The organism is Sphingomonas sp. BLCC-B65 (assembly GCF_028550675.1).
Taxonomy (GTDB): domain Bacteria; phylum Actinomycetota; class Actinomycetes; order Actinomycetales; family Microbacteriaceae; genus Microbacterium.
Window position 1 is genome coordinate 363,948 of the sequence record NZ_JAQQGL010000001.1, and the last position, 23,063, is coordinate 387,010.

At 69.2% G+C, this 23,063-nt stretch carries 22 protein-coding genes; 6 read left to right on the forward strand and 16 right to left on the reverse strand.

Features of this window, described 5'->3' with window-relative positions:
- Nucleotides 1–3: 3 nt before the first annotated feature.
- Both PP359_RS01805 and PP359_RS01810 read right to left on the reverse strand, forming a co-directional pair.
- On the reverse strand, nucleotides 4–1,512 hold the full coding sequence (locus tag PP359_RS01805) for a tetratricopeptide repeat protein (RefSeq protein ID WP_499249784.1): 1,509 nt from the start codon (nucleotides 1,510–1,512) through the stop codon (nucleotides 4–6).
- A 55-nt stretch (nucleotides 1,513–1,567) separates the two neighbouring features.
- Nucleotides 1,568–2,899: a replication-associated recombination protein A gene (locus tag PP359_RS01810; protein WP_239498592.1), complete on the reverse strand. Its 1,332-nt coding sequence runs from the start codon at nucleotides 2,897–2,899 to the stop codon at nucleotides 1,568–1,570.
- A 137-nt stretch (nucleotides 2,900–3,036) separates the two neighbouring features.
- Here PP359_RS01810 and PP359_RS01815 point away from each other — a divergent pair, with 137 nt between their 5' ends.
- The 3 genes from PP359_RS01815 to PP359_RS01825 all read left to right on the forward strand — a co-directional run bounded on the left by PP359_RS01815 (nucleotide 3,037) and on the right by PP359_RS01825 (nucleotide 5,561).
- On the forward strand, nucleotides 3,037–3,339 hold the full coding sequence (locus PP359_RS01815; protein ID WP_036315111.1) for a hypothetical protein: 303 nt from the start codon (nucleotides 3,037–3,039) through the stop codon (nucleotides 3,337–3,339).
- A 116-nt stretch (nucleotides 3,340–3,455) separates the two neighbouring features.
- Nucleotides 3,456–4,910 (forward strand): DUF349 domain-containing protein, encoded by a 1,455-nt coding sequence (locus PP359_RS01820; protein WP_112932877.1) that lies wholly within the window; start codon nucleotides 3,456–3,458, stop codon nucleotides 4,908–4,910.
- A 93-nt stretch (nucleotides 4,911–5,003) separates the two neighbouring features.
- The gene (locus PP359_RS01825) at nucleotides 5,004–5,561 is read left to right on the forward strand and encodes a type IV toxin-antitoxin system AbiEi family antitoxin (protein WP_036315114.1); all 558 of its coding nucleotides are present in this window, start codon (nucleotides 5,004–5,006) and stop codon (nucleotides 5,559–5,561) included.
- Here the strand turns inward: PP359_RS01825 and PP359_RS01830 are convergent.
- The 11 genes from PP359_RS01830 to pdxS form a co-directional block, all read right to left on the reverse strand.
- Nucleotides 5,540–7,813 carry a RelA/SpoT family protein gene (locus PP359_RS01830; RefSeq protein WP_036315117.1) on the reverse strand — a complete coding sequence of 758 codons (2,274 nt, stop codon included), beginning with the start codon at nucleotides 7,811–7,813 and terminating at the stop codon, nucleotides 5,540–5,542. The two genes, PP359_RS01825 and PP359_RS01830, sit on opposite strands and share 22 nt — an antisense overlap.
- A 59-nt stretch (nucleotides 7,814–7,872) precedes the next feature.
- Nucleotides 7,873–8,853, reverse strand: coding sequence for a protein translocase subunit SecF (secF, locus tag PP359_RS01835; protein ID WP_499249785.1), 981 nt, complete (start codon nucleotides 8,851–8,853; stop codon nucleotides 7,873–7,875).
- An 8-nt stretch (nucleotides 8,854–8,861) separates the two neighbouring features.
- A complete protein-coding gene (gene secD, locus PP359_RS01840) occupies nucleotides 8,862–10,601 on the reverse strand; it encodes a protein translocase subunit SecD (protein ID WP_499249786.1) in 1,740 nt (579 codons plus the stop codon).
- Between the two features lie 35 nt (nucleotides 10,602–10,636).
- Entirely contained in the window at nucleotides 10,637–11,068 is a 432-nt protein-coding gene (locus tag PP359_RS01845) for a preprotein translocase subunit YajC (RefSeq protein WP_036314691.1), read from the reverse strand.
- A gap of 65 nt (nucleotides 11,069–11,133) precedes the next feature.
- The gene (ruvB, locus tag PP359_RS01850) at nucleotides 11,134–12,165 is read right to left on the reverse strand and encodes a Holliday junction branch migration DNA helicase RuvB (protein WP_039415983.1); all 1,032 of its coding nucleotides are present in this window, start codon (nucleotides 12,163–12,165) and stop codon (nucleotides 11,134–11,136) included.
- Complete coding sequence (gene ruvA, locus PP359_RS01855; protein ID WP_112931536.1) at nucleotides 12,158–12,781, reverse strand: Holliday junction branch migration protein RuvA; 624 nt, start codon at nucleotides 12,779–12,781, stop codon at nucleotides 12,158–12,160. The genes ruvB and ruvA overlap by 8 nt, the downstream gene beginning before the upstream one ends.
- 64 nt (nucleotides 12,782–12,845) lie before the next feature.
- Nucleotides 12,846–13,415 (reverse strand): crossover junction endodeoxyribonuclease RuvC, encoded by a 570-nt coding sequence (gene ruvC / locus PP359_RS01860; RefSeq protein ID WP_112931535.1) that lies wholly within the window; start codon nucleotides 13,413–13,415, stop codon nucleotides 12,846–12,848.
- A 49-nt stretch (nucleotides 13,416–13,464) separates the two neighbouring features.
- Nucleotides 13,465–14,223, reverse strand: a complete 759-nt coding sequence (locus PP359_RS01865) for a YebC/PmpR family DNA-binding transcriptional regulator (RefSeq protein WP_036315793.1) — start codon at nucleotides 14,221–14,223, stop codon at nucleotides 13,465–13,467.
- A gap of 34 nt (nucleotides 14,224–14,257) precedes the next feature.
- Entirely contained in the window at nucleotides 14,258–14,791 is a 534-nt protein-coding gene (locus PP359_RS01870) for a DUF1697 domain-containing protein (protein ID WP_112931534.1), read from the reverse strand.
- Between the two features lie 41 nt (nucleotides 14,792–14,832).
- Nucleotides 14,833–15,420 (reverse strand): pyridoxal 5'-phosphate synthase glutaminase subunit PdxT, encoded by a 588-nt coding sequence (gene pdxT / locus PP359_RS01875; protein WP_499249787.1) that lies wholly within the window; start codon nucleotides 15,418–15,420, stop codon nucleotides 14,833–14,835.
- 8 nt (nucleotides 15,421–15,428) lie between these two features.
- Nucleotides 15,429–16,319: a pyridoxal 5'-phosphate synthase lyase subunit PdxS gene (gene pdxS / locus PP359_RS01880; protein ID WP_499249788.1), complete on the reverse strand. Its 891-nt coding sequence runs from the start codon at nucleotides 16,317–16,319 to the stop codon at nucleotides 15,429–15,431.
- 104 nt (nucleotides 16,320–16,423) lie between these two features.
- Between pdxS and PP359_RS01885 the strand changes: the two genes are divergently transcribed.
- Together PP359_RS01885 and pdxY are read left to right on the forward strand one after the other, a co-directional pair.
- Nucleotides 16,424–17,782: an aminotransferase class I/II-fold pyridoxal phosphate-dependent enzyme gene (locus PP359_RS01885; protein ID WP_499249789.1), complete on the forward strand. Its 1,359-nt coding sequence runs from the start codon at nucleotides 16,424–16,426 to the stop codon at nucleotides 17,780–17,782.
- A gap of 7 nt (nucleotides 17,783–17,789) precedes the next feature.
- Entirely contained in the window at nucleotides 17,790–18,641 is an 852-nt protein-coding gene (pdxY, locus tag PP359_RS01890; protein WP_039415977.1) for a pyridoxal kinase PdxY, read from the forward strand.
- A 31-nt stretch (nucleotides 18,642–18,672) separates the two neighbouring features.
- On the opposite strand, the gene PP359_RS01895 is transcribed toward pdxY, so the two are convergent.
- Genes PP359_RS01895 through thrS form a run of 3 tightly spaced genes read right to left on the reverse strand, consistent with a single transcriptional unit; the run spans nucleotide 18,673 to nucleotide 21,706 of the window.
- Entirely contained in the window at nucleotides 18,673–19,134 is a 462-nt protein-coding gene (locus PP359_RS01895) for a hypothetical protein (RefSeq protein WP_499249790.1), read from the reverse strand.
- Nucleotides 19,131–19,691, reverse strand: coding sequence for an HIT family protein (locus PP359_RS01900; protein WP_499249791.1), 561 nt, complete (start codon nucleotides 19,689–19,691; stop codon nucleotides 19,131–19,133). The genes PP359_RS01895 and PP359_RS01900 overlap by 4 nt, the downstream gene beginning before the upstream one ends.
- Nucleotides 19,688–21,706 carry a threonine--tRNA ligase gene (gene thrS / locus PP359_RS01905; protein ID WP_135949211.1) on the reverse strand — a complete coding sequence of 673 codons (2,019 nt, stop codon included), beginning with the start codon at nucleotides 21,704–21,706 and terminating at the stop codon, nucleotides 19,688–19,690. Before thrS ends, PP359_RS01900 begins: the two co-directional genes overlap by 4 nt.
- 179 nt (nucleotides 21,707–21,885) lie before the next feature.
- Between thrS and PP359_RS01910 the strand changes: the two genes are divergently transcribed.
- Nucleotides 21,886–23,049: an ArsB/NhaD family transporter gene (locus tag PP359_RS01910; RefSeq protein ID WP_499249792.1), complete on the forward strand. Its 1,164-nt coding sequence runs from the start codon at nucleotides 21,886–21,888 to the stop codon at nucleotides 23,047–23,049.
- Nucleotides 23,050–23,063: the final 14 nt, after the last annotated feature.

Sequence of the window (23,063 nt, forward strand, 5' to 3'; positions counted from 1 at the left end):
CTCTCAGCGCAGCAGGTCGAGCACGCCCGCCGGATACACGGCGGGTGCGTCAGCCGCCGACAGTGCCGCGATCTCGTACCAGCCGACCGTCGTGTGGCTGTCGCGCACCGCCAGCCGTTGGTCCCGGGGCAGCGCGGCCAACTGCGGCGACTGCACGCGGAAGACGTAGACGATCTCGTGACCTCGACCGCTGGCGCCGTCGAAGATGTTCTCGGTCACCGCTTCGAGCACGACATCGTCGAGCTCGGCCGCCAGCTCCTCGGCGAACTCCCGGACGACGGCGCGCTCCGCTGTCTCGCCGAACTCGATGCCCCCACCGGGGGCGCGGAGGAACTCTCCGTGCTCGTCGGTCTGCGGGTAGGACTCGAGCAGCACGTGCCCGTCCGTGACCAGCAGGCCGACGGCGATCGCGCGGATGCGGGCGAGGCTCGCCAGCTCGCCGGCGTACGCGTCGACGGCTCGGCGATACTGCGGCAGCGTCGGCGCGAGCGTCTGCAGAGCCGTGCGCACCGCTGCGGTCGGCTTCTCGTCGTCATGCAATGCGAGGGCGAGGAAGGCGCGCGCAGAGCTGACCAGCGGGTCGTCGTCGCCGATGGTGCGCAGCAGCGCCATTGCGGAAGAGGTGTCGCCGACGTTGCGCAGCGAGCTCGCCAGCTGGATGATCGCCTCGCTGCGCTGGGGCGCGCCCAGCCCCCGCTCCAGGGCCTGCCGATACAGCGGGATCGCCGCATCTTCCTCCCCGAGTGCGTCGTGCAGTGACGCCCGCTCGAATGCGGCGCGGGCGTCGTCCAGTCCGCGCGCGTCGAGCAGTCGACCCAGCTCTGCGCGCGCCGCCGCGGGGTCGTCCGCATCGAGGCGATCCCAGAACAGTGTGAACTCGTCGACGGGCGCTGCCACCGGTTCCGGTCGCAGCATGCTGCCCAGGGCCGCGCGTATCCATTGCTGCGCACGTCGCAGCACCGGGTCGGTGAGGGACGACCTCGCGAACACGAGCAGCCCGCGCGAGGCTTCACCCGCGTCGCTCACGTCGCCCGCCAGCAGGTGCGGGATCAGCTCTCCGATTCCGATCGTGCGGACGACGCCTGTCTCGCCTTCTTCCCATCGCGGGTCGGCCACGCGACGGCATCCTGCGGCAACGACGACGTTCTTGCGTCGGGTGGAGTTGGCACCCGACCACTCGCTCCCGGCGTGGAACAGCGCCGCGGCGCGATGACCCGTCTCCTCGAGCAGCTCGCGCGCCGCCGCCGTCAGGGCGTCCTCCCCCGCGTCGATCAGGCCGCCGGGGAGCTCACGCACCAGCGCGCGCGGACCGACGCGGTACTGCTCGAACAGGAGCACATCACCCGCGTCGGTGAGAGCCACGACCGCGACGGTGTCGCCCTGCTCGAGCACGTCCCATTCGGAGACCGAGCCGTCCGGGAGACGGTAGGTGTCCCTGCGTACACGCGTGTAACCGTCGTAGGCCTCGGTCTCGGTGAGCAGCTCCCAGGGCTGCGCGCTCTCGGCGTCCATACGTCGATCCTCGCACCGGCCGGCGGCGCGCCCTCATCGGCGCCCTCGGACGCGCTCAGTCGCCCAGGATCTTGCGGATCTTTTCGACGCGCGCCGCGATGTCGCGTTCGAGTCCGCGTCCGGTCGGCTCGTAGTAGTGGCGGCCCCGCAGCTCGTCCGGCAGGTACTGCTGCGTGGCGACGCCCACCTCGAGATCGTGGGGGTAGACGTAGCCCTTGCCGTGACCGAGCCGCTTCGCGCCCGGGTAGTGCGCGTCGCGGAGGTGAGTGGGCACACGTCCGAAGCCGCCGGCGCGTACGTCGGCGATCGCCTTGTCGATCGCGAGGTAGGCCGCGTTCGACTTGGCGGTCGTCGCGAGGTAGGCGGTCGCCTCCGCCAGCGGGATCCGGCCCTCCGGCATGCCGATGAAGGCGACCGCATCGGCGGCGGCGACCGCGATGACGAGCGCCTGCGGATCGGCGAGGCCGACGTCTTCGGATGCCGAGATCACCAGACGCCGGGCGATGAAGCGCGGATCCTCCCCCGCCTCGATCATCCGCGCCAGATAGTGCATGGCAGCATCGACGTCGGAGCCGCGGATCGACTTGATGAACGCGCTGATGACGTCGTAGTGTTCGTCCCCTTGGCGGTCGTAGCGCAGCAGTGCACGATCGACGGCCTGGGCCACGTGGGCCGCTGTCACGGCCGGGCGTTCGTCGCCGTCTGGATCGGCGTCGGCGACCATCGCTGCCGCCGCTTCGAGCGAGGTGAGCGCGCGGCGTGCGTCGCCGGAGGCCAGCTGAACGAGCGCCGTGCGCGCCTCGGCATCCAGCACCACGGCGCCGTCCAAGCCGCGCGCGTCGGACACCGCGCGATCGAGCAGCAGGCCGAGGTCGTCGTCGGTGAGCGGCTTGAGCGTCAGCAGCAGCGAGCGCGAGAGCAAGGGAGAGATGACCGAGAAGGACGGATTCTCGGTGGTCGCCGCGATCAGGATCACCCAGCCGTTCTCCACACCCGGCAGCAGCGCGTCCTGCTGCGCCTTGGTGAAGCGGTGAATCTCGTCGAGGAAGAGGATCGTCGAGATGCCGTACAGGTCGCGCTGGGTCATCGCCTCCTGCATCACCTCGCGCACGTCCTTCACCCCGGCGGTGACCGCCGAGAGCTCCACGAACCGACGTCCGGACGTGCGCGCGATCGCCTGCGCGAGCGTCGTCTTGCCGGTGCCGGGCGGCCCCCACAGGATCACCGAGACGGCCGTCTTCGCGGCGCCCGCAGGGTCGGCGAGGGCGACCAAGGGAGATCCGGGTCGCAGCAGATGCCCCTGACCGGCCACCTCCTCCAGCGAGGTCGGTCGCATCCGCACGGCCAGCGGGGTCTGACCCTGGAAGAGAGCGGATGCCGATGCCACCGAACCAGGCTATCCGTGCCCGCCGACGTCGGGGTCGACCGCGTTTGTCGACAGCGCTCGCCGGGACGTAGTCTTCCCAGAGCGCCGCGCGGCCCGGATGACCGCGGTCGTGGTGCGCGACGACGAAGGAGGTCCGGGTGGCTGCGGCGGGCAAGAAGCAATCGCGCGACGAGAAAGAACGCGCACGCGTCTATCGGGCACGCCAGGAGTTCCACGCGAGCCTCATCGCGCGCCGGCGCCGCGACAACGTCATCGCCGGCGTCGCCGGAGGACTCCTCATCCTCGCGGTGGTCGGCGGGCAGGTCGCGTACTACACGGCGGGTCCGGGCGCTCCCACACCCGCACCGACAGACGCCGGCACACCCGCTCCCACTCCGGTCGAGCTGCCCGGCTCATCCGAGATCCCCGCCCCGACCCCGACGCCGACGACCGCTCCCTGACCGTCCTGGCCCTCGGCGAGCGTCCGGGGTGGGCGCTCCGCGGATGACGGGCGTGCCCGTATAGGCTTATGCCGACCGAACCCCCATGCGGCGTGCGCCGCGACGAGGTGCTATCCGTGACTGACGTCTCCCCTTCCCAGCCCGACCACGAGCCTGCCGAACAGGTCCCTGTCGAGGACACCGCCACCGTTGCCGCCGAAGAGGCCGCGCCCCTCGTCGACGAGGCGACGGCTGCGGACGCCGCGCCGGCTCCGGCCGCGCCGGCTCCGACTCCGGCGCCTCGGGCGATGCCGGTTCCCCGCCCGCCCGCGCGACGCGCCGCGGTCGCCCCGCTTCCGGCGTCTGCGCCCGATTCGTTCGGTCGCGTGGACGACGACGGTACCGTCTCGGTCCGCGAGGGCGACGACTGGCGTGTCGTGGGTCAGTACCCCGATGGCACGCCCGCCGAGGCTCTCGCGTATTTCGAGCGCAAGTACGTCGATCTCGCCGGTGAGGTCACTTTGCTCGAGGTTCGTCACCGCAACGGTGGGGCATCGGCATCGGACCTGCGCACGACGCTGGCGACCGTGCGTGAGCGCGTCGTCGGTGCCGCCGCCGTGGGCGACCTCGCCGCACTGGAGGCGCGGCTGAGCGCGCTGGATGCCGCCCTCAGCGAGGCGTCGGCGGAAGAAGCCCAGGCCCAGCGCGAGGCGATCGACGCCGCCATCGCAGAGCGGACGGCGCTCGTCGAGCGGATCGAAGCCCTGGCCGCCCGCGACCCCAAGTCGATCCAGTGGAAGCAGACGACCGCCGAGATCGGCGAGCTGTTCGCACAGTGGCAGGCCCACCAGGCCACCGGGCCGCGTCTGCCTAAGAGCACGGGTCAGCAGCTGTGGAAGCGTTTCCGCGATGCGCGCGCCACACTCGACAAGCACCGCCGCGAGTTCTACTCGGGCATGGACGAACAGCACCGCGCCGCTCGCGACGCGAAGGCACGCCTCGTCGAGCGCGCCGAGGCGCTCGCCAGCAAGGGCGAGGACGGCATCGGCGCCTACCGCACGCTGCTGGACGAGTGGAAGAGCGCGGGTCGCGCCGGTAAGAAGGCCGACGACGCGCTGTGGGCACGCTTCAAGGCGGCCGGCGATGCGCTGTACGCCGCACGTAGCGACCGTGAGCAGGCGGATGCCGAGGCGTCGCGAGAGAAGATCGAGGCAAAGCGCGCGCTGCTCGCTGAGGCTGCAGCCGTGCCGCAGGAGAAGGACCTGGTGAAGGCCCGGACGCTGCTGACCGGCATTCAGCGTCGCTGGGACGAGATCGGTCGTATCTTCCCGCGCGAAGCCGAGCGTGGGCTCGACGACGAGCTGCGCAAGATCGAGCAGGGCGTCAAGGCGCGTGAGGATGCCGACTGGAAGAGCAACAACCCCGAGACCAAGGCCCGTCAGAACGACATGACGCAGCAGCTGCGTGATGCCATCGCCGGCCTGGAAGCCGACCTGGAGAAGGCCAAGGCGTCGAAGAATGCGGGAGCCATCGCGAAGGCCACCGAGGCGCTCGAGGCACGCAAGGGCTGGCTGAAGGCCCTCGGCGGCTGAGGACACGTCCTCCCCGGCCGGGCCCCGTCCGAATCTGTCCACAGATCGCCGTCTCCCCGTCCGCGCACCGCGCGCGACGGGGAGACTGCCCTCATGGGCTGGCCCTTCCTCTACTTCGCCGGAGATCGGCTGTCGACGGCTGAGCTGAGCGCGGCTCGATTGGACGGCGACCTCGTCGAGGTCGGCGAGGCCTACATGCCGACGGATGCCGTGGAGACACGGGAACTGCGCGCGGGATCGCTGCGTCCGCTGATGTCGGCAGCGCTCGCGCTGACGCGACGATCGGCGGCCTGGGTGCACGGTGCGCTGGCGGAGCCGCCGGTGCGCCATGACGTCCAGCGGTTCTCAGCGCGGCGGATCCATTCCGTGGTCGACAACCGACTGGTCTATCGCGACGTCGCGCTGCGCGGCGAGGACGTGATGGCGATCTCGGGTGTCGCCGTGACCACACCGGCCCGGACGCTCGCTGATCTCGTGCGGGATCAGTGCGGCGGCGTCGACACGGCGGCGGAGATCGCCGCTGTTCTCCGCTGGTCTCCGGGTCTTGCCTCGACGGCCGCGCAGGTCCTGGCCGACGGCCCACCGCTGCACCACAAGCGCGCGGCCATCGCCGTGCTGCGCACGTGCGCTCAGGAAGAGGTCACCCGGTAGACGTCGTACACGGCGTCGATGCGGCGGACGGCGTTGAGTACCCGGTCGAGATGCACGATGTCGCCCATCTCGAACACGTAGCGGCTGAGCGCGAGGCGGTCGTTGGTGGTCTGCACCGACGCCGAGAGGATGTTGACGTGGTGCTCGCTCAGCACTCGCGTGATGTCGCTCAGCAGCCCGGAGCGATCGAGTGCCTCGACCTGGATGTGAACCAGGAACACGCTCTTGGTCGTCGGCGCCCAGGCCACGTCGATCATGCGGTCCGGATCATCCTGCAGCGACCGGACGTTCGTACAGTCCGCGCGGTGCACCGACACGCCGCTGCCCCGCGTGACGAACCCGACGATGTCGTCGCCCGGCACCGGCGTGCAGCACTTGGCGAGCTTGACCAGGATGTCGGGGGCGCCGCGCACCAGGACACCAGAGTCGCCGCCGCGGGGCGCCTTCGAGCGTCCGATGTGCGGGATCTCGATCGGGCCCGTGGAGGTGTCCTCCTCAGAGCTGACCAGCGCTGTGACCTTCTCGATCACCGACTGCGTCGATACGTGCCCCTCGCCGACGGCGGCGTACAGAGCCGTGACGTCCTCGTAGCGCAGCTGATGGGCGACCTCGGTGAACGAGTCCTGGTTCATCAGTCGCTGCAGCGGCAGGTTCTGCCGGCGCATGGCCCGCGCGATGGCGTCCTTACCCTGCTCCACCGCTTCTTCGCGGCGCTCCTTCGTGAACCATCCGCGGATCTTGTTGCGCGCCCGCGTGCTCTTGACGAAGCTCAGCCAGTCCTGGCTCGGCCCGGCATCCGGGTTCTTCGACGTGAAGACCTCGACGACATCGCCGGAATGCAGCTCCGACTCCAGCGGCACGAGTCGACCGTTGACCTTCGCGCCCATCGTGCGGTGACCGACTTCGGTGTGCACCGCATACGCGAAGTCCACCGGTGTGCCCCCCGCGGGAAGACCGATGACCCTCCCCTTCGGGGTGAAGACGTAGACCTCCTTCGCGCCGATCTCGAAGCGCAGCGAGTCGAGGAACTCCCCCGGATCGGCCGTCTCCGCCTGCCAGTCGGAGATGTGCGCGATCCAGGCCATGTCGGTGTCGACGGCCTTCGTGTCGGACTTCCCGCCCGCCATCCGCTCCTTGTACTTCCAGTGCGCGGCGACGCCGTACTCCGCCTGCTGGTGCATCTCGTTGGTGCGGATCTGGATCTCGACAGTGCGTCCGCCGGGGCCGATCACGGTCGTGTGCAGCGATTGGTAGAGGTTGAACTTCGGGGTGGCGATGTAATCCTTGAAGCGACCCGGAATCGGCGTCCACCGCGCATGGATCGAGCCCAGCACGGCATAGCAGTCGCGCACGGTCCCGACGAGCACGCGGATGCCGATGAGGTCGTAGATGTCGTCGAACTCGCGGCCGCGCACGACCATCTTCTGGTAGACCGAGTACAGCTGCTTGGGCCGGCCCATGACGCGCCCCCGGATGCGGAGGTCACGCAGGTCGGCCTCGACGGCCTCGATCACCTTGTGGACGTACTCTTCGCGCTGAGGCGTGCGCTGCTTCACGAGGCTGTCGATCTCGGCGTACAGCTTCGGGTGCAGGACGGCGAAGGACAGATCCTCTAGCTCGCTCTTGACCGCCTGGATGCCGAGCCGGTGAGCCAGCGGCGCGTAGATCTCGAGCGTCTCGGTCGCCTTCTTCGCCGCCTTCTCCGGCGGCACGAAGCCCCAGGTGCGTGCATTGTGCAGCCGGTCGGCCAGCTTGATGATCAGCACCCGGATGTCCTTGGACATCGCGACGATCATCTTGCGGACGGTCTCCGCCTGCGCGGCGTCTCCGTACTTGACCTTGTCGAGCTTGGTGACGCCGTCGACGAGCATGGCGACCTCGTCGCCGAAATCCGCCGTCAGCTCGTCGAGACGGTAGTCGGTGTCTTCGACGGTGTCATGCAGGAGGGCGGCGGCGATGGCGCGCGGACCGAGGCCGAGATCGGCGAGGATCTGCGCGACGGCCAGCGGGTGGGTGATGTAGGGCTCGCCGCTCTGCCGCTTCTGGCTGGCATGCGCCCGAGCCGCCACCTGATAGGCGCGCTCGATGATCGCGACGTCACCCTTCGGGTGGTGCGTGCGGACCGTGCGGATCAGCTGTTCGACGCCGTTGCGTGACGGCGCACGCGAGAAGATGCGAGGCACCAGGCGGCGCAGAGTGGAACTGGGCGGGGGCGCGACGTTTCCGGCAGACGTGGGAACCGTCTCGGCCATCCGCTCACCTCCGCCTTGAATGATCCGTCAATCCTACGCCCGGCCGGACCGTGCCCTGCTCATGCGTCGACGCGGGCGCGCTCGCGTGCAGCGAGAACGCGCGCATCGCGCGCCTTGAGGTCCGACTCGTTCTCACGCAGCAGCGAGTACAGCGGCGCCGCGACGAACAGCGTCGAGTATGCGGCGACGATCGTTCCGACGAAGATCGACAGGGAGATGTCGGTCAGCGTCTGCGCGCCGAGCCACAGCGCTCCGATGAACAGGATCGCTCCCGTCGGAAGCGCGGCGACCACCGTCGTGTTGATCGATCGGATCAGCGTCTGGTTCACCGCGAGGTTGACCGACTCGCCGAAAGTGCGCCCCGACTTCTCGCCGTCTTCGCGGGTATTCTCGCGGATCTTGTCGAAGACGACCGTCGTGTCGTACAGCGAGTACGACAGGATCGTGAGGAAGCCGATGACGGCTGCGGGCGAGATCTCGAAGCCGAAGAGGGCGTAGACGCCGACCGTGACGACCAGAACATCGATCAGTCCGATGATCGCCGCGACCGACATCTTCCAGGTGCGGAAGTAGATGGCGAGGATCACGAACGTGAGCGCGAGGAAGATCGCGAGCCCCCACAGCGACTGGCGGGTGACATCCTGACCCCAGCTCGGTCCGATGAAGGACGAGCTGACGTCGGACTCCTGCACGGCGAACTTCTGCGCCAAGGCGGTGGTGACGGCCTGGGTCTCCGTGTTGGTCATCTGGTCGGTCTGGATGCGAAGCGCGTCCGAACCGATGGTCGTGACCTTCGTCGTCGCACCGGGAACCACGGACTGCACGGCCGCCGTGGCGGCGGTCTGATCGGGATTCGCGACCTGGTTCACGGTGAACTGCGACCCGCCGGTGAACTCGATCGAGAACTGGATCGGCCGAAACAGCGGCACGAGGGCGGCCGCGATGACCAGGGCTGCGGCGATGATGAACCACAGTCGGCGACGTCCGACGAAGGGGAAGGAGGTCTTGCCCGTGTAGAGGTCGTTTCCGAACTCGTTCATAGAGCGCATCAGTCGTCTCCCTCCGTCGCCGAGTTCGGTCTGCCGGTGTTCTTGGCGGCCAGTTCCGCTTGCTTGCGCTCCGCGATCGTCTGGCGGCGCTCCGCCTCACCGCGTGAACGGCCCGTACGTCGAGCAGCGGAGCCCTTCGCTCCGTCCAGGACTGGGGTGCGGAATTGCGCGCGCCCTCGATAGACGGCACCGAGCGCATCGGGATCGAGCCCGGAGAGCGGGTGTCCTCCGCCGAAGAAGCGGGTACGCGCCAGCAGTTGGAGAACCGGATGGGTGAACAGGATGAAGATCAGGATGTCGATCAAGGTCGTAAGACCCAGGGTGAAGGCGAATCCCTTCACGGTCGCGTCCGCCAGGATGTACAGCACGACGGCCGCGAGGATGTTGATCGACTTCGAGATGTAGATCGTGCGCTTCGCTCGGCCCCAGCCGTCTTCGACGGCGCCCGTGATCGACTTGCCGTCACGCAGCTCATCGCGGATGCGCTCGAAGTACACGATGAACGAGTCGGCGGTGAAACCGATCGTGACGATCAGACCTGCGACGCCGGCCAGCGACAGGCGGAAGCCCATGCGCCAGGCCAGGATGCACAGTGTGATGTAGGTGAGCACACCCATCACGCCGAGAGAGGCGATGATGACGAAACCGAGCGCGCGGTACACGATCAGCGAGTACAGCGCCACGAGCGCCAGACCGATCAGGCCGGCGATCAGGCCGATCTGCAGCTGCTGTGAGCCCAGCGTCGCCGAGATGGCGTTGTCGCTCACGATGCCGAAGCTGAGCGGCAGGGCGCCGTACTTGAGCTGGTCGGCCAGCGTCTTGGCGCTCTCCTGGTTGAAGGAGCCGCTGATCTGCGGCTTGCCGTCGAGGATCACACCGTTCATGGACGGCGCCGAGATGACCGCTCCGTCCAGAACGAAGGCGAACTGGTTCTGCGGGGTCTTGCCCGCCTGGGTGAACGCGTAGAGCCGCTGGCTGACCTCGCCGAAGATCTTTGTGCCCTGATCGTCGAACACGATGTTGACGACCCACTGACCGTTCTGAGTGTTCATGCCGCTCGTGGCATCGCTGATGGACGAGCCGTCGAGCTCGACGGGACCGAGAAGGTACTTTGCCGTGCCCGTCGGGTCGCACGCGATCAGCGGCTGATCTGCGGGGCTGTTCGCCGGGTCGTTGTCCTTGTTGGTGCAGTCGTAGGCGAGGAACTTCGCTTGCAGCGCGGGGGTGATCCAGCTGAGGTCGCTGCCGTTGGTGGGCGACGCCGTGGGTGTGGCGGCCAGAGACGGGTCGGGCGTCGGGTACGGCGTGGAGTTGCCGTCCTGGCCGACGAACGACGTGCTCGCCGCTGTCGTGGCGAGCACGGCTCGCAGCTGCATCTGTGCGGATGACTCGATGCGCTTGCGCGTCTCCTCATCGGCCTGCCCCGGGATCTGAACCACGATCTGGTTGCCGGCCTGGGTCGTGATGTCGGCTTCGCCGACACCCGACGCATCGACGCGCTGACGGATGATGGCCGCGGCCTGGTTCATCTGGTCGGTCGTCGGTGCGGCGCCGTCGGGCGTCTTCGCCTCGAGGATGATCTGGGTGCCGCCCTGCAGGTCGAGCGCGAGCCCAGGCGTCCAGGAGCTCTTGCCGAAGACGTAGACGCCGAGGGCATTCACTCCGAACAGCAGTGCCGTGATGACGAGGAGTCCGGTCAGTGCGCGCCAGGCACGGCGCACCGGGGTGGGTGTGGCCACGGAGGGTCAGCTTTCTTCGAAAACGTGGAGCGAGGTCAGGCGTGCGGCTTGGCGTCGCCGGGCTCGGCCTTCTGCTCGCCGGCCGCGGCGGCGCGGTCGTCGCTCACCGACGAGATGATGCCGTTCGCGACGTCGCCCTCGTACTCGGCCTGGTCGGCCTCGGCTTCGATGAACTCGTCCTCGGTGACGGTGCCGTCTTCCTCGTCGACGACGCGCAGGATGGCCTGGCTGTGGACCTCGACCGCGACGCCCGGCGCGAGCTCGACGGTCGCCGCCTTCGACAGGTCCTCACCGTCGTAGGAGACGAGCACGCCGTACAGGCCGCCCTGCAGCAGGACCTTGACGCCGGGGAGCATCGCTCGCGCCTTGGCTTCCTGCTCCGCCTTCATCTTGGCGGCGCGCTTGCGGGAGCTCCAGAACATGAAGCCGAGCAGCGCCACCATCGCGACGAGCAGAATCCAATCCATGCGGATACACCTTTCGGGAGTGCGCCGGATCGACGCTGAAGAGGGCGGCAGGAAGCCTTCAGTGATTATAGGTCATCGAATCTGAGCGCCCCGTCCGGCCTGGGCACGCGCAGGTGCGCGTAGGCCTCGGGCGTGGCCACCCGTCCCCGCGGCGTGCGCCCGAGAAAGCCGATGCGCACGAGATAGGGCTCGACGACCGATTCGATCGTCTCAGCTTCCTCGCCGACCGTCACCGCGAGCGTGCTGAGACCGACCGGTCCCCCGCGGAAACGACGGACGACGGCGTCCAGCACCGCGCGGTCGAGGCGATCAAGTCCGATCGCGTCGACGTCGTAGAGCTCCAACGCAGCCGCGACGTGCGCATCCGTCGCCGACGATGCACGGGATCCGTGCACGATGACGTAGTCGCGCACCCGCCGCAGGAGGCGGTTCGCGATGCGGGGTGTGCCGCGGGAGCGTCGGGCGATCTCGGCGCGGGCCGTGCGGGGCAGATCGACGCCGAGCACGGTTGCCGAGCGCGAGATCACCTGTTCCAGCTCGTCGGGTTCGTAATACTCCAGGTGAGCGGTGAATCCGAAGCGATCGCGCAGCGGGTTGGGCAGCAGACCCGACCTGGTGGTCGCGCCCACGAGGGTGAACGGCGCCAGATCGAGCGGGATGCTGGTGGCTCCGGCTCCCTTTCCCACCATGATGTCGATGCGGAAATCCTCCATGGCGAGATACAGCATCTCCTCTGCGGAACGCGCCATCCGGTGGATCTCGTCGATGAAGAGCACCTCACCGGGCACCAGGCTCGACAGCAGCGCGGCGAGATCGCCCGCATGCTGGATGGCCGGTCCGCTCGACAGACGCAGGGGGCGCTCGCTCTCGTGCGCCACGATCATCGCGAGAGTCGTCTTTCCGAGCCCGGGCGGCCCGGACAGCAGGATGTGATCCGGCGGACGCTGTTGGATGCGCGCCGCATCGAGCAGCAGCTGGAGCTGTCCGCGCACCTTCTGCTGGCCGACGAACTCGGCGAGGGATGCCGGTCGCAGCGCGCCCTCGACAGCGAGCTCGGTCTCGTCTTGCGCCAGGGCGGGATCGTGCGGCTCAGACACCGGCGCGCTCCGGACGGGCGGGCCCCAGCTGGGCGAGGGCGAGCTTCAACAGCACCGGCACCGACCGGCTATCGGCGTCGGTCGCGGCATCCAGCACCAGCGTCACCGCCTCGACGCTGGTGCGCTCGTTCCACCCGAGGGCGGTGAGCGCAGCGACGACCTGACCGGCGATGTCGCCGGAGGCGGGCCCGGCGGCCGCTCGACTCGCTGCTCCGGTCACGTGGAGCTTGCCCGCGAGCTGCACCACGATGAGCTTGGCGGTCTTGGGGCCGATCCCGGAAACGCGCCGGAAGGGGGCGTCGTCCTCGTCGGCGACGGCGTGCGCGATCTGATCGACGCTGAGCGATGACAGCACGCCGAGGGCGGACTTCGGGCCCACGCCCGACACGCTGAGCAAGTGATGGAAGACGGTGAGTTCTTCGCGGTCGGCGAAGCCGAACAGCGACAGGGCGTCCTCCCGCACGATGAGTGCGGTGTGCAGCGTCGTCTCGTCGCCGACGTGGAGCGAGCGGGCCAGGGCGGCGGGCACCGACACGCTGAAGCCCACGCCTCCGACCTCGACGATCGCCGACTCGGCGTCCAGATGCAGCACACGGCCGCGCAGCGAGGAGATCATGGCACCACCCTAGACATGCGTTCGCATTTTTGTTCGATCGACACGCGTGCCGCCCGAGGAGCCGTCAGCGTCGCGCCGCCTTCTTCTCGGCATCCGCCCACGCCCGTTGGGCCGGGGTGAGGGTGCCCGAGACGGCGCTGCCCGCGGAGGCGTCGCGGCGCCACCCGTGGCAGAGGGCGATGGCGAGGGCATCGGCGGCGTCGGCCGGCTGCGGCAGGGCATCCAGGCGCAGCACGCGCGCGACCATCGTCTGCACCTGCCGCTTGTCGGCGGAGCCGTAGCCGGTGATCGCCGCCTTGACCTCGGAGGGGGTGTGCGTGGCGGCGGGCAGGCCGTGTTCGGCGGCGAGGAGCAGCGCGATGCCGCTGGCCTGCGCGGTGCCCATCACCGTGCTGCGGTTCTGCTGGGCGAACACCCGCTCGACGGCGACCACGTCCGGGCGGTGTGTCGCGAGCACCTCCCGCAGCCCCCGCGCGATGAGGGCGAGACGTTCGGCGACGGGAAGCTCGGCGCCCGAGCGGACCACGCCCACGTGGACGAGTGCCGCCGACCGGTCGGGGCGCACGTCGACGACGCCGACGCCGCACCGGGTCAGGCCCGGGTCGATGCCGAGGACGCGCAGAGCGGATGCCACTCCCCCACGCTAAGCGCCGCGGCCCGGACGCGGCGATTCGACGCGCGGCTTACTCGTCGTCTTCGAGTTCGGCCTGCACCTCGGCGCTCAAGTCGAAGTTGCTGAAGACGTTCTGCACGTCGTCGCTGTCTTCGAGCGCGTCGATCAGGCGGAAGATCTTGCGGGCCGTTTCGGCGTCGATCTCGACCTTGAGGTTCGGCACGAACTCGACGTCGGCCGACTCGTACTCGATGCCGGCCTCGGTCAGCGCGGAGCGCACGGCGACGAGGTCGGATGCCTCGGTGATGACTTCGAAGCCCTGCGCGTGCGGCTCGATCTCCTCGGCGCCGGCCTCAAGGGCAGCGAGCATGATGTCGTCCTCGCTCGCGTTGTCTTCGGAGACGACGATGACGCCCTTGCGGGAGAAGTTGTAGGCGACCGATCCCGGGTCGGCGAGGGTTCCGCCGTTGCGGCTGAGGGCGGTGCGCACCTCGGCGGCGGCGCGGTTCTTGTTGTCGGTCAGACACTCGATCATGAGGGCGACGCCGTTGGGGCCGTATCCCTCGTACATGATGGACGAGTACTCGACCGACTCGCCGCCGATACCGGCACCGCGCTTGATGGCGCGGTCGATGTTGTCCTTCGGGACCGAAGTCTTCTTGGCCTTGAGGACCGCGTCGAACAGGGTCGGGTTTCCCTGCAGGTCCGGGCCGCCGAGCTTGGCGGCGACTTCGATGTTCTTGATGAGCTTCGCCCACGACTTCGCGCGGCGGGAGTCGATGACCGCCTTCTTGTGCTTGGTCGTGGCCCATTTGGAGTGTCCGGACATGATCTCCAGTTTACTCAGGCGACACCGCTGCTTCTCAGCGGAGGATCTTGACGAGCGTGCGGAGGTTTCGTGTCGTGGTCGTCGGCTTGTACTCGGCGCGTCCGAGCAGCTTTCCGAATGCGGTGTCGAGGGTGCGCCCCTTCGGCGGGCTCCAGTAGACGACGCCGAACCCCGGTTGCGTCGGATCCTCCCGCGGGTCGAAGGAGGCTGCGGCGTCCGCCAGCGCGTCGCGCACCGCCATCTCGCTGCAGAAGACGACGTAGGGCTGGCGGGCGTCGTCGTCGGCGTCGAAGGGGAACGTCGAGACGGTCGCGTCCAGCTCGGCCAGGGTGACGAGAACGATCCAGGCGTCATAGTCGAATCGTTCGCGCAGGGCGTCTTCGATCCGCTTCTTCAGCTTCGCGCGGTCCGACACGTCGACGTCGGCGGTGAAGCGCACGTTGCCGCTGGCCAGTATCGTCTTCACCTCGCCGAAGCCGAGCGCGCGCATCAGGTCGGCGAGATCGGCGCCGCGGATGGTGATGCCGTTGACGTTGACTCCGCGAAGGAGCGCCACCCAGGTGGTCATGTCGCCACGCTAGCCCGCCGCACCGACATCGCGGCACCCGCTCAGCTCGCGCGCGCGGCGATGAGGTCGAGTAACAGCTGGTGGAACCGCGTCTCCCCCGCCATCTCGGGATGAAAGGCGGTGCCGAGCAGTGCACCCTGGCGCACGGCGACGATCGCGCCGTCCGGCAGCGAGGCCAGCACGTCGACCTCCGGTCCGGTCTGCACCACCCGCGGCGCTCGGATGAACGTCGCCGACACGGGGGTGTCGAATCCGGCGACCTCGAGCTGCGTTTCGAACGAGTCGATCTGTGAGCCGAAGGCGTTTCGCTGCACGGTGATGTCGAGCCCGCCGACGCTCTCCTGTCCACGGATACCATCGGCGATGCGGTCCGCCAGCAGGATGAGCCCTGCACACGTGCCGTACACCGGCATCCCATCGGCGATCGCAGCGCGGATCGGCTGCTGCAGGCCGAACGTGCGCGCCAGCTTGTCGATCACGCTGGACTCGCCCCCCGGGATGACCAGGCCGGAGACGGTGGCCAGCTCGGCGGGCCGGCGCACCGCGACGGCCTCCGCGCCCAGCGCCTCCAGGCTCCGGACGTGCTCGCGAACGTCTCCCTGGAGGGCGAGGACCCCGACGCGCGGCATCCCGGACGTCACCATCCGCGCTCGGCGAGCCGGTGCGGGGCCGGCAGGTCGGCGACGTTGATGCCGACCATGGCCTCGCCGAGGCCGCGCGAGACGTCGGCGATGACCTTCGGGTCGTCGAAGAACGTGGTCGCCTTCACGATCGCGGCGGCACGGGCCGCCGGGTCGCCGCTCTTGAAGATGCCGGAGCCGACGAACACGCCGTCGGCGCCCAGCTGCATCATCATCGCGGCGTCGGCGGGTGTGGCGACCCCGCCGGCGACGAACAGGACGACCGGGAGCGTTCCGGTCTCGGCGATCTCGGCGACCAGCTCGTAGGGGGCCTGGAGCTCCTTGGCGGCGACATACAGCTCATCGCGGGACAGCGCACCGAGCGCGGCGATCTCGCCGCGGATCTTGCGGATGTGCTTCATGGCCTCCGACACATCGCCGGTGCCCGCCTCGCCCTTGGAGCGGATCATCGCCGCGCCCTCGGTGATGCGCCGCAGCGCCTCGCCGAGGTTGGTCGCCCCGCAGACGAACGGGATCGTGAAGTTCCACTTGTCGATGTGGTTCACGTAGTCGGCGGGTGAGAGCACCTCGGACTCGTCGATGTAGTCGACGCCGAGCTCCTGGAGCACCTGCGCCTCGACGAAGTGCCCGATGCGGGCCTTCGCCATGACGGGGATCGACACGGCCTCGATGATGCCGTCGATCATGTCCGGATCGCTCATCCGCGACACTCCCCCCTGGGCGCGGATATCGGCGGGCACGCGCTCGAGGGCCATGACGGCGACGGCCCCGGCATCCTCGGCGATCTTCGCCTGGTCGGGCGTGACGACGTCCATGATGACGCCGCCCTTGAGCATCTCGGCGAGGCCGCGCTTGACGCGCGATGATCCGGTGAGGGGAGTGGACACGGGCGTTCTCCTTCGGGTGTGGATGTCGGTCATCGCCGCGGAGGGCGGTGCGGACATTGGCCTAGGCCAAAACGTAGCATGTTCTGTCACATAGACTGATCGACGTGAACGCCGCCCCTGATGCCTCCGCGGTGCCGCGCATCGTCGGGTCCACCGCGACCCACATCGCGGACAGCGTGCGACAGAGAATCGAGCGTGGCGAGTTGGCGCCGGGCGCCGCACTGCCCCCGGTGCGAAACCTTGCCGACGATCTGGGCGTGAATCGCAACACCGTCGTGTCCGCCTACCGGCTGCTGACGCAGGCCGGGCTCGTGGAAGCGCGCGGTCGCGCCGGTACGCGTGTCGTCGAACGCGCTCCCCTGGCCCAGGAGGGTTTCGCTCACGGCACGGTGCTGCGCGACCTCGCGGCAGGAAACCCCGACCCGGCACTCATCCCCGATCTGCGGCCGGCGCTCAGCCGCATCGCGGGTCGCCCGGTGCTGTACGGGGAGCCCGTCATCGACCGCGACCTGGCCGCCTGGGCCGAGGAGTGGATGCGCACCGCCGTCGGAGACGACCGTGCGCTGCGTCTGACGATCACCGGAGGTGCGTCCGACGCGATCGAGCGCCTGCTCGCGCTGACGCTCACGCGCGACGACGCCGTGGCCCTCGAAGATCCGTGCTTCCTCGCGAGCCTGAACACGGTCCGCCTCGGCGGGTACCGGCCCATCGCCGTGCCCGTCGACGATGAGGGCATGACCGTCGCCGGGCTCCAGGCGGCGCTGGATGCCGGAGTGCGCGCCGTGCTGCTCACCCCTCGCGCCCAGAATCCCACGGGGGCGAGTCTGAGCGCCGAACGGGCCGCGGCCCTGCGAGCACTTCTGGCCGATCATCCGTACGTCCTCGTCGTCGAAGACGATCACTTCTCGCTCTTGTCGGCGCAGCCCTTCCACTCCGTGATCCCCGCATCGCATCGGCGCTGGGCGCTCATCCGGTCGGTGTCGAAGTTCCTGGGGCCCGACATGTGTCTCGCTGTGGTCGCCTCCGATCCCGACACGGCCGAGCGGCTGGCGGAGCGCCTCAACCCCGGGGCGACGTGGGTGAGCCACCTGCTCCAGCGCGTCGCGCTCGAACAGCTCACCGATCCGGACGCCGTCGCGGCGGTGGCTGCGGCGGCCGCGCACTACGCCGCGCGCAACCGGGCGGCCGCCGCGGCGTTCACCGCGGCAGGCGTTCCGGTGGTCGCCGGCGACGGCCTGAGCCTGTGGGTTCCGCTGCCGGTGCCGGCGCGCGCGGCATCCGAGCAGCTCATGCGTCGCGGCTGGCTCGCACGTCCCGGCGACGAGTTCGTGCTCGACAGCGATCGCGCTGCGCGCCACCTGCGAGTCACCGTCCACGACCTGTCCGACGCCGAGCTCGAGCGTCTGGCCTCCGACCTGGCCGCGGCGATCCCCGCGGCGGCCGCGACCTCGAAAGCAGGATGATCACCCGATGAAGATCCTCTCCATCCAGTCCGCCGTCGCGTACGGTCACGTCGGCAACTCCGCCGCGGTGTTTCCGCTGCAGCGCATCGGTGTCGAGGTGCTGCCCGTCTACACGGTCAACTTCTCCAATCACACCGGCTACGGCGCGTGGCGCGGTCCGCTCATCGCGCCCGACGACGTGCGCGACGTCATCACGGGTATCGAGGAGCGCGGTGTCTTCGGTGAGATCGACGTCGTCCTCAGCGGCTACCAGGGCGGGGAAGGGATCGCCGATGTGATCCTCGACGCCGTCGCCCGCGTCAAAGCGGCCAACCCCGCGGCGATCTATGCCTGTGACCCGGTGATGGGCAATGCTAAGAGCGGTTGCTTCGTGGCGCCGGCCATCCCGATCCTGCTGCGCGATCGCGTGGTCCCCGCGGCCGACATCATCACGCCGAACCAGTTCGAACTGGGTTTTCTCACCGAGACGGATCCCGGTGATCTCGACTCCACGCTCTCGTCGGCGGATGCCGCGCGTGCGATGGGACCGCGCACCGTGCTCGTCACCTCGGTCGAGCGCCCGGACGCACCCGAGGGCACCATCGAGATGCTGGCCGTCACCGACGATGGCGCATGGATCGTGCAGACGCCCCGCATCCCGATGAAGGCGAACGGGTCGGGCGATGTCACGGCGGCGTTGTTCACGGCCCACTATCGTGCGAGCGGTGACGCCGCCGACGCGCTGGCGAAGACCGTCTCGAGCGTCTACGACCTGCTGCAGACGACGTTCGATTCCGGGCAGCGCGAGCTGCAGCTTGTCGAGGCGCAGGAGTTCTACGCCCACCCGCGGCTGCAGTTCCCCGTCACGCGGGTGCGCTGAGGTTCGCAGCGAGTCGAAACGCCGCGCGCGGTCAGAACAGCTCGTACGGCCAGCGCACACTGAGCTCGGGCGAGATCGCGTCGAGCGCGGCACGGATGCGGTCGTGGTCACGAGCGGCCGGCTCGTCGCTCCGCTCGAGCGCGTGCAGCACGTGCCCCACCATCAGCCACTCCGTGATCGAGAGATGCATCGGCGTGAAGCGCGACACGGCACGCTCGCCGTCGGTGTGATCGAAGAACCACACGTCGCTGTGCGGCCCGAGCCACCACTCATCGCCCTGCCCATTGTCGCCGATGAGCACCCACCCTCGGGCCACCTCAAGATCCACCCAGTACAGCGGGTCCTGACGCTCGCTCGTCTCTGCCTCGGCTCGGCGGGAGTCGAAGGCGGTGATGTCGCCGCACAGCTCGGCAGTGGATGCCGGGAGCGCGCTCAATCTGCCGGCGTCGACCGCGAACGGCTCCGCGCCGTCGTCGGGACCGCCCGCGCTCACGCCGGCCAGGCCGCCGCGACGGCCTCGCGCACCTCGCCGAGAAGCTGGGGCAGGGCCTTGGTGCGGGCGATGATCGGGAAGAAGTTCGCGTCGGAGCTCCACCGCGGAACGATGTGCTGATGCAGGTGCTCGTCGACGCCCGCGCCCGCGACCGCCCCCTGGTTCATCCCGATGTTGAAGCCGTCGCAGCGCGACACGGCGCGCAGCACCCGCATGCCGACCTGGGTCAGCTCACCGATCTCGGCAACCTCTTCGGGGGTCGCCTGGTCGTACGTCGCGATGTGGCGGTAGGGGCATACGAGCATGTGTCCCGAGTTGTACGGGAACAGGTTGAGCAGGACGTACGAGGTGACGCCGCGGTGGACGATGAGGCCGTCGGCATCCGACTTCTGCGGGGCGGCGCAGAACGGGCACCCCGATCCGCGCAGCGCCTCGGCGCCGGTGTTGATGTAGGCCATGCGATGCGGCGTCCAGAGCCGCTGGAAGCCGTCGGGGACGCCGGCGAAAGCGCTCGCCTGCTCGAGGCGGGCATCACCGTCGGCGTCCTCCGCGCTCACGCCAGGTCCTCCGCAGTGTTGACGAGCAGCTTGCCCGAGATCGCGGCGACGATCTTGTCGATCGCCTCATCCACCGGAATGCCGTTGGTCTGCGACCCGTCGCGGAAACGGAACGAGACGGTGCCACCGGAGCGGTCCTGCTCCCCCGCGATGAGCTGCAGCGGCACCTTCTGCGTGGTGTGGGTGCGGATCTTCTTCGGCATCCGATCGTCGGAGTGGTCCACCTCGGCCCGCACGCCGGCGGCGCGCAGCCGCGCGACGATCTCGTCGAGGTAGGGCGCGAAGTCGTCCGCGACGGGTATGCCGACGACCTGCACGGGTGCGAGCCACACGGGGAAGGCCCCGGCGTAGTGCTCCAGCAGGATCGCGAAGAACCGCTCGACCGAGCCGAACAGTGCGCGGTGGATCATCACCGGGCGGTGCTTCTCGCCGTCGGGGCCGGTGTACTCGAGCTCGAAGCGCTCGGGCTGGTTGAAGTCGAGCTGGATGGTCGACATCTGCCAGGTGCGCCCGATCGCGTCGCGCGCCTGCACCGAGATCTTCGGTCCGTAGAAGGCCGCGCCGCCCGGGTCGGGCACGAGTTCGAGACCGGAGGCCTCGGCCACCTCGCGCAGCGTCTCGGTCGCCTCGGTCCAGAGCTCGTCGGCCCCGATGAACTTCGGGTTGCCGTCTTCCTTCGTCGAGAGCTCGAGGTAGAAGTCGTTGAGGCCGTAGTCGCGCAGCGTCTGCAGCACGAAGTCGAGGCTGTGGGTGAGCTCGCCCTTGACCTGGTCGGCCGTGACGTAGATGTGGGTGTCGTCCTGGGTCATCCCGCGCACGCGCGTGAGGCCGGAGAGGGTGCCGCTCTTCTCGTAGCGGTAGACGGATCCGAACTCGCTCAGGCGCAGCGGCAGCTCACGGTAGGAGCGTCCGCGCGAACGGAAGATGAGGTTGTGGAACGGGCAGTTCATGGGCTTCAGGTAGTACTCCTGGCCCTCGCGGCTGACGTGACCGTCGGCATCCACGACCTCGTCGAGCACCATGGGCGGGTACATGCCGTCGGCGTACCACTGCAGGTGACCGCTGGTCATGAACAGGTCGCCCTTGGTGATGTGCGGGGTGTTCACGACCTCGTAGCCGCTGGCGAGCAGGCGCTCGCGCATGTAGCGCTCGATCTCGTAGCGGATGATGCCGCCCTTGGGGTGGAACACGCTGAGGCCGGGGCCGATCTCGTCGGGGAACGAGAAGAGATCGAGTTCCTTGCCCAGCTTGCGGTGGTCGCGCTTGGCGGCCTCCTCGAGGCGCTGCTGGTAGGCGCGCAGCTCGTCCTTGGTGGGCCACGCGGTGCCGTAGATGCGCTGCAGCTGCGGGTTCTTCTCGCTGCCGCGCCAGTACGCGCCGGCCACTCGGGTGAGGTCCCATCCGTTCGCGACGTAGCGGGTGCCGGGAACGTGGGGCCCGCGGCAGAGGTCGCGCCAGACCACCTCGCCCTCGCGGTTCACGTTCTCGTAGACCGTGAGCTCGCCGGCGCCGATCTCGGCGGACGCGCCCTCGGCGGCGTTGGCCCCCGAGCCCGGACCACCGGCGAGCGAGATGAGCTCGAGCTTGAACGGCTCGCCGGCCATGAGCTCGCGTGCCTCGGTCTCGTCGACGACGCGGCGGACGAAGCGCTGGTTCTCGCGGACGATGCGCTCCATCTCCTTCTTGATGGCCTTCAGGTCTTCGGGCGTGAACGGGTCGACGTTGCCGAAGTCGAAGTAGAAGCCGTCGGTGATCGGCGGGCCGATGCCGAGGTTCGACTGCGGCTTGATGCGCTGCACGGCCTGGGCCATGACGTGCGCGGTCGAGTGGCGCAGGATCGACAGACCGTCGGCGCTGTCGACCAGCACGGGCTCGACCGCGTCATCGGCCGTGACGACGGTGGAGAGGTCCTTCAGGTCGCCGTTGACGCGCAGAGCGACGACGGAACGGTCGGGGAACAGGGCGAAGCCGTCGGCGGGATAGGTCACGTCCGCCGCGGGTGAGACATCGGTCAAGGGAAGGTCTCCAGAAGAGGGATCGGATGGGATGCTCAGCTTCGGGCGCCGTGCGCCCCGCCCGCTCAGGCCCAGATCGTTCGTACGCCGGGCGTGCGCGCGCCGGTCGCGAAGGCGGTGATCCGGCTCAGTTCCATGTGTGCAGTCTATCGCCGCCCGGGACTGGTCGATGAGGGTCCATGATGGATGCCGTGATGCTTGCCGTGATCGGAGCGGTGCTGCTGCTCCTGGGCGGCGCAGCCGTCGTGTTCGGAGTTCTGCCGGTGGACGCGGCGCTGGAGATCGGCGACCGCGTGTGGCCGATCCTTCTGTTCGTCGTCGCCGTGACGATCGTCGCGGAGCTCGCGGCGCGCGCCGGTGTGTTCGACGCCGCCGCAGCGCGCCTGGCGCGCCTCTCGCGCGGCCGGGTGATCGTGCTGTGGCTCATGGTGGTCGCGTTCGCCGCCGTCGTGACCGCCTTCCTGTCGCTGGACACCACCGCCGTCCTGCTGACACCGGTGGTCGTCGCCGTCGCGCGCGCCAACGGCCTGTCGCCGATGCCCTTCGCGTTCGCGACGGTGTGGCTGGCCAACACCGCGTCGCTGTTCCTGCCGGTGTCCAACCTCACCAACCTGCTCGCCGCCCATCGTCTCGGCGACCTCGACGCGCTCGGCTTCCTCGGTCTGCTGGGACCGTCGGCGATCATCGCAACCGTCGTCACGGTGATCCTGCTGTGGCTTACGAACCGGCGCGATCTGCGGGGTCGTTTCACACCCGCCCGTCCGCCCCGGGTGTCCGACCCCGTGCTCCTGCGGATCTCGGCCGTCGTCCTCGTCGTCATGATGCCGCTGCTGGTCATCGGCATTGCACCGTGGATGCCGGCATTGGGCGCCGCCGTCGTGCTCAGGATCGTCTTCGCGTGGCGCTCGCCGACCGCCCTGCGCTGGGAGCTCGTGCCGTGGCAGCTCGTCGTCTTCGCGTCCGGCCTTTTCCTCGCGGTCGGTGCGGCCGAGGCGCTCGGCTCGGGCGCGCTCCTGGCCGCCGCGACCGGTTCGGGCGAAGATCTCCTCTCGCTCTGGCAAGTCGCGGGCGTCGGCATGCTGGGGGCGAACGTCGTCAACAACCTGCCGGCCTATCTCGCCCTGGAGTCGGCGGCCGGCTCCCCCGTGCGCCTCGCCGCTCTGCTCATCGGCGTCAACGCGGGACCTTTGATCACCCCGTGGGCCTCGCTGGCCACACTCCTGTGGCACGAGCGTCTGCATGCCGTCGGCGTGGACGTCCCGTGGAAGCGCTACATCCTGTGGGGCCTCGTCGTCGCGCCGGTCACCGTCGCGCTCGCCGTCATCCCACTCGCGTTGCACTGACGACCGCTCACGGA

Excerpts from the sequence above, each read along its gene's own strand:
- PP359_RS01865 (WP_036315793.1), bottom strand. The coding sequence starts at position 14,223 with ATGTCCGGACACTCCAAATGGGCCACGACCAAGCACAAGAAGGCGGTC.
- pdxT (WP_499249787.1), bottom strand. The coding sequence starts at position 15,420 with ATGCCGCGCGTCGGGGTCCTCGCCCTCCAGGGAGACGTTCGCGAGCAC.
- PP359_RS01845 (WP_036314691.1), bottom strand. The coding sequence starts at position 11,068 with ATGGATTGGATTCTGCTCGTCGCGATGGTGGCGCTGCTCGGCTTCATG.
- ruvA (WP_112931536.1), bottom strand. The coding sequence starts at position 12,781 with ATGATCTCCTCGCTGCGCGGCCGTGTGCTGCATCTGGACGCCGAGTCG.
- secF (WP_499249785.1), bottom strand. The coding sequence starts at position 8,853 with ATGAACGAGTTCGGAAACGACCTCTACACGGGCAAGACCTCCTTCCCC.
- PP359_RS01825 (WP_036315114.1), top strand. The coding sequence starts at position 5,004 with ATGGGCTGGCCCTTCCTCTACTTCGCCGGAGATCGGCTGTCGACGGCT.
- PP359_RS01830 (WP_036315117.1), bottom strand. The coding sequence starts at position 7,813 with ATGGCCGAGACGGTTCCCACGTCTGCCGGAAACGTCGCGCCCCCGCCC.
- PP359_RS01870 (WP_112931534.1), bottom strand. The coding sequence starts at position 14,791 with ATGACCACCTGGGTGGCGCTCCTTCGCGGAGTCAACGTCAACGGCATC.
- PP359_RS01910 (WP_499249792.1), top strand. The coding sequence starts at position 21,886 with ATGATGGATGCCGTGATGCTTGCCGTGATCGGAGCGGTGCTGCTGCTC.
- PP359_RS01805 (WP_499249784.1), bottom strand. The coding sequence starts at position 1,512 with ATGGACGCCGAGAGCGCGCAGCCCTGGGAGCTGCTCACCGAGACCGAG.
- pdxY (WP_039415977.1), top strand. The coding sequence starts at position 17,790 with ATGAAGATCCTCTCCATCCAGTCCGCCGTCGCGTACGGTCACGTCGGC.